This is a genomic window from Legionella sp. (assembly GCF_047605385.1).
Classification (GTDB): Bacteria; Pseudomonadota; Gammaproteobacteria; order Legionellales; family Legionellaceae; genus Legionella.
In genome coordinates, this window is sequence record NZ_JASGFU010000108.1 from 1 (window position 1) to 5,379 (window position 5,379).

Below are 5,379 nucleotides of genomic sequence, written 5' to 3' on the forward strand. Positions count from 1 at the left end.
GCTCAAAAAGAAATTATGGTTGATTTGATCATCAATTTAATAAAAGAGCAATCTGTGTAATGGGGTATTTTTTATCAAGAAATAACGGCAGGGTTGATTATTCACATAATATGCCACCGGCTAAAATGGTAATTTGCTGGCCGAAACCCCATTAAATAAACTATTTGCTTTTCACTCATTTTAAATTCGGTGCGTAATATATTTTTAAATTCTGCTAAGTTATCGAGTGAAATCTCAGGGCTACCATTTTTAAAGTACTTTCTAATCAGCTTGTTGATCGTCTTCATTTCATCTCGTTGTTTTTCTAAACTTGCTATTTTATTTTCAATTTTCTCACCTGCATTTGGATCGTCAGTTTGGATTGATGAACCATCACCATAAGGCAAAACAAACTTTAAAATATTTTTAATGGATTTTTTTCTAAATTCAGTTATTGCGGTAAATTTGGCATCCGCATAATTAGAAAGTTTTTGATTTTTTGCAACAGGAAAGTTTGCGGGTCCAACAACAAAGCTCGATGCAACTTTGGCATGAGCATGTAACCATGAATTGTAGCCGTTACATAATTTTTCACGATGTGACTTAAACCATTCGTTAACCATAACATCAAAATCCTGCCTTACCTCCGCCCCTCTTTTGGAGGCGTTACTAATTTCATTCAGTACTATACTTTTGTCCTCTAATAAAGCTTCTACGTATTCTATGCGTACATTTACTGCTCTTTTATCAGGTGAGAACGACGTATTATAGAAGGCACGCTCTGCTATGGATTGGCTAATATCATTTAGAAGATCTGTTGCGTGAGGAATACGTTGAATGAGTTCATTTTCAATGTTTTTTACGTAAGTCATGATTTTATCCTTTTGTGTTTTAAACGTGTGTCTGTAGTAGACATTTATATAATAACATAATGTGCGCATACGTCAACAAATTTTTGTTACAAAATATTGTTTTAATTCGCTTGTTTTAATAATGCCTTATATTCTAATAATTTCATCGCCTACACCAGTACTTTTATTTGGTGTTAATTTTTAAAACATAAGACATCATTAGTCGTTGAGTTCGTTTTCTTTTCAAGGTATCAAAAGTTTTTTGAAGCGGTGCGCCGAGCTTTCGAATTATTTTTTTAGCCATTTCTAGTTATCCTTATGTTCAATTATTCTTTGATATGCTCCCAAAATTGGGAGCCAGTAAGTTAATCAATTGCAAGTAAAATCAAGTCCTGCTCTTCGTGCTGAAGTGCAAAATCACGCAAGGCATAATATTTATTTATTAAATAATCATCGCCTTGCCCAGAAATTCCGTTAATCGAAAATAAAGTGAGAATTACCCCTAATGCCTCTGAGCTAACAATCCCATTAAAGCCACTTCCATCAACATCAATCTCAAATTGCTGTTGCAATGCAGGGGCAAGAAAAAATCCATCGTTGCTTAACTCGTAGAAATTCCAATACCCTCCGTTGTATTGATGGCACATGGATTTTGCAAGGTAATAAATGATATTTTCAAACTGAATGAAGTATCTTTTTACATGCTTAGGGAGGAATTTTAAGCGATTTTTCTCTAAAACGAGTTGCTTATGAATGATTCTATCACTGCTCATTATTAATCCTTATTTGTGTTTTAAACGTGTGTCTTAGTTCAGACATTTATAGAATAACATATAATCATAAATTTGCAACAAATTTTTGTAGCGTTTTTATGTTGCAAATTATTAACCCATATATTATAATGTACTTAAACGAATAACGTAACTATTAAACCATAAATACGTATGACAGTATCAGCCATACAAAGTTTAATAATTAGTGATTTTTATAAGTCCATGGAGCCAAGCTTTACCTCTTGGCAAGATGTATGTAAATCTAATTTTAAGGGCGTTCAACTTTATATAAAGTTTCAGGTAAACGCCTATGGGGAACTTATTCGCTCATTTAAGGGGAAATAATATGACAAACGAACTATGCCCCATTTGTGGCGAAATGGCAGCACAACATAAAGAACAAAGGACAATGTATTGTTATCACAAGAACAACTAAAAAAGCTATTGATACCTCAAGTAGCAAATCCATCTGAACATTGCGATAGGCCACTATAAAATGAAAGAAACATTGCAAATCACATTAAGAAAAAACAGGAGATCTGAGGATTTGATTCAAATCGCTCGAAAGACCAAAGGTGAAAACATTTCATACAGTTATGGGCAGTCTAATCCCCCATTGCCAGAAGAAGCGATTTTTTCAGAGGCCGAACTATTTGAAATTTCATGGTTCGACCAAATGGTTAAGTTTTTTCACGAGCATCAAGATACTACTGCAACCGACTTAGAGCGCTACAGGCTCTTTCTGCCAGAAAATTTTTATCAAGCCATCTATGAATTACACAAAAAATGCCAAAAACATAAAATTGACTATAGACCCGTAGACTCATTACTTAAGTCCATAATTAATAAAATTAAAGTTACAGAAAAAAATTTGTATGAAAAAACGGGGATCACAAGTAATGTTTTAAGTGATATTAATTTTAAAGATCTGGCAGAATACTCAGATAAACATAATTCCTCAACCTTATTGCTATTCAAAAAATTTATTGAACTCCCTGAGTTTTATAATCAATTTAAACGAATTGCTACGAATGAATATAAGAAAAACCCCAATATAAAAATGGGACATTTTAAAGGGTATGCACAAGGCCACGCATTACCATCAAAATGGATTTGCGCCTGTGCCATAGATGTAATTGCACAAAGTGAAAGTCCTTTCAATATTCTCAATTCAGAAGAACTCATTGATCTTTGGATTAAACCAAAATTACGCTCAGGGTTTGAGTTGTCACAGCTATTATCCAGGTTGAAAGAGATACAAGCATCCCCAAAATTTATTAAAATTGTAGAAAATACATTCCATAATTTTTTATAAACGCATTAAAACCGCATCAATAAATAAGGGATAATACCTACTTATGAAAAATGACAATAATAAACAAATCACTAACGCTCATGATCAGTTTTTCCGAACCGCAATGGCAGACAAGCGTGTTGCTCGTGATTTCTTACAGTCTTGGCTTCCCAAAGATATCTATCAATCTGTAGATCTTGAAAAACTAGAAATCCAACCTCGCTCATACATTAATGATGTCCGAAAAGAATCCGCAGTGGATGTGCTATTTAAAACTGAAATTGAAGGGCATGAAGCATACCTCTATTTGCTCTTAGAACATCAATCCACACCCGATCAATTAATGCCATTTCGACTACTCAAATACATTTGCAATATTATTGATCACCACTTAAAGACACTAAATACGAATGATGATAAAAGAATTCCTCTGATATATCCTCTAGTCATTTATCATGGGAAACGTAAATACCCATTTTCTACCAATCTTGGTGATTTAATTGACGCCCCTCAAGCGCTTATTGACCGTTACTTTTTAAAGCCCTTTCAACTCATTGATCTAGGACAAATCGATGACGAAAAAATAAAGCAACATGCTTGGGCTGGCGTAATGGAGTTTGCTTTAAAACATATCTTTGCCCGAGATATTATGCCATGGCTAAAAGAAATAGCGGAAACTCTTCACCAGCTTGACAATGCAGGTGGACGTGATTTTGTTGCAATTGTGTTACAATACTTATTAGAGCGAGGTGAATTAAGTGACAAAGATGCTTTTTTTAAGCTAATCGATACCCAAATATCACACGAAGTTGGAGAAAAAATTATGAGTCTTGCAGAACAGCTAAAAGAAGAAGGCCGTGAAAAAGGCCGAATTGAGGGCGAACTTAATAAAGAAAGAGAAATTGCCAAACGCATGCTTGATGAAGGTTCTGATCCTGCTTTTGTTGCTAAAGTTACCGGATTATCACTTGATAAAATCAAGACGTTACAAAAACACTGAAATAAATTTTTAAAAAATCTGTTACTGGAGTAAATTCAATGAGCGAGGAGCTATTTGTAATAGCCTGGAAAAAAGGATACAAAAAGTTGGGTCTGAATGCTTTAATATAAAGGCATCCTCGCTTGATGCAGCACAAAAGAAATGGCAATTAGAACCTAATTATGAATTCATAAAAAGTCATACTAGAGGGTATAGTCACGGTGAACAAGTGCTTTTAGGACTAATGTATTCTTTTTTTTGACGCTGAATGTGGTCAAGAACTATTAGAAAGAGCACAAACCCCCAATTTTATCCAAGCCCGAGCAGTTCTTGATGAGGAATCCTTAACTATATTCTCAGAACTATGGCTAAATCATACTGGATGGTAGCAAAGTATAGTTCTTTATCAATCTTTGATTTATGTTGCTTTATATCAACCTAAAATAATTTAAATGCAATAAATACATAAGGTTATACAGAAAAAATTTCTTGATTGTGTTTTGACTGCCACACTTTTTATGCTCAAATATAAAGCAAGTAATCGCGTATTTTTACACGCCTTTCATTTCTTTGAACTGACTAAAAAGCTCAGCTGCCTTGACGTGATTAATTTGCAACAATCGTTGTTTAAATTGTGAAGCATTCATCGATTCACATTGATCTAATTCAAATCGACTAATTGGCTTATCAGCACTCAAGCACTCCTTACTTCCCCACATCACCCCAAGAAGATATTGATCTTGGTAATATGCATAAATAATCTCGACATATTCTGATTTACCACTAAAGTATTTCTTATACTCTTGGTAATCCGAGCCGTCTTTATCAGCAAACCAAATGAGACGACCCTTTTGGTAGCTTTTATATCGATTTTTCCCCTTAACTACATCTCTAAAAAAATTCTTAATCCCAGGATCACCAAAATAGGTATGGCCCTCATCACCATAATGTTTAAAAAATAATTCGGAAATTCTCTCTATGGGGCTTTTTTGAGTTACAAAAAAATAAGGCCAAAAAATAGGTTTTAGAATAATAACCCAATAAATAAGATGGTAAGCACTCAAATCAGGAAAAGCTTGAAATAAATCCATACCCATATTTTTTTTAACCGCATCGCGGTTAAGTAGAAATTGAATAGAACCGAGAACACTAATAAACAATCCAGCTATATAAATCGCAAGAGTCCAATGAAACATTTCCAAAGACATTATAAATTAATCCTTATTAATAGAAGGTTGGGGGTATTCATCATCTTTTTTATGGCGCAGGGTAGATGCATGAATATATGTCCACGAAATTCATAGTGAGGCCATCTGGTGTGGCATTCTTCCAAGCAAATAGCATGTCATTACGGGGCATCGGTTTTTCACAATAGCCAGGCCAATCTTCATAATGATTTGACCCTGTATCAACGCGCCATTGAATTATCCCTGCTTTTTCATCACCGATTAGACTCATTACTACCTCATTCCCTAAAATTCGTTCCTATTTTACAACAAGGAA

The 5,379-nt window shown here is 34.2% G+C and carries 7 protein-coding genes; 3 read left to right on the forward strand and 4 right to left on the reverse strand.

The annotated features are described in order from the left end of the window. Positions 1-101 precede the first annotated feature (101 nt). Positions 102-851, reverse strand: coding sequence for a hypothetical protein (locus QM652_RS13905; RefSeq protein WP_415076807.1), 750 nt, complete (start codon positions 849-851; stop codon positions 102-104). 344 nt (positions 852-1,195) lie between these two features. Continuing rightward, the gene (locus QM652_RS13910; protein ID WP_415076809.1) at positions 1,196-1,603 is read right to left on the reverse strand and encodes an antirestriction protein; all 408 of its coding nucleotides are present in this window, start codon (positions 1,601-1,603) and stop codon (positions 1,196-1,198) included. A gap of 171 nt (positions 1,604-1,774) precedes the next feature. Here QM652_RS13910 and QM652_RS13915 point away from each other — a divergent pair, with 171 nt between their 5' ends. From QM652_RS13915 to QM652_RS13925, 3 genes are all read left to right on the forward strand, one after another. Then, entirely contained in the window at positions 1,775-1,948 is a 174-nt protein-coding gene (locus QM652_RS13915; protein ID WP_415076811.1) for a type II toxin-antitoxin system MqsR family toxin, read from the forward strand. 151 nt (positions 1,949-2,099) lie between these two features. Then, positions 2,100-2,918: a hypothetical protein gene (locus QM652_RS13920; RefSeq protein ID WP_415076813.1), complete on the forward strand. Its 819-nt coding sequence runs from the start codon at positions 2,100-2,102 to the stop codon at positions 2,916-2,918. A gap of 43 nt (positions 2,919-2,961) precedes the next feature. Next, on the forward strand, positions 2,962-3,897 hold the full coding sequence (locus QM652_RS13925) for an Rpn family recombination-promoting nuclease/putative transposase (protein WP_415076815.1): 936 nt from the start codon (positions 2,962-2,964) through the stop codon (positions 3,895-3,897). Positions 3,898-4,427: 530 nt separating this feature from the next. Here the strand turns inward: QM652_RS13925 and QM652_RS13930 are convergent. Further along, entirely contained in the window at positions 4,428-5,084 is a 657-nt protein-coding gene (locus QM652_RS13930) for a hypothetical protein (RefSeq protein WP_415076817.1), read from the reverse strand. 49 nt (positions 5,085-5,133) lie between these two features. Continuing rightward, positions 5,134-5,334, reverse strand: coding sequence for a hypothetical protein (locus QM652_RS13935; RefSeq protein WP_415076819.1), 201 nt, complete (start codon positions 5,332-5,334; stop codon positions 5,134-5,136). Positions 5,335-5,379: the final 45 nt, after the last annotated feature.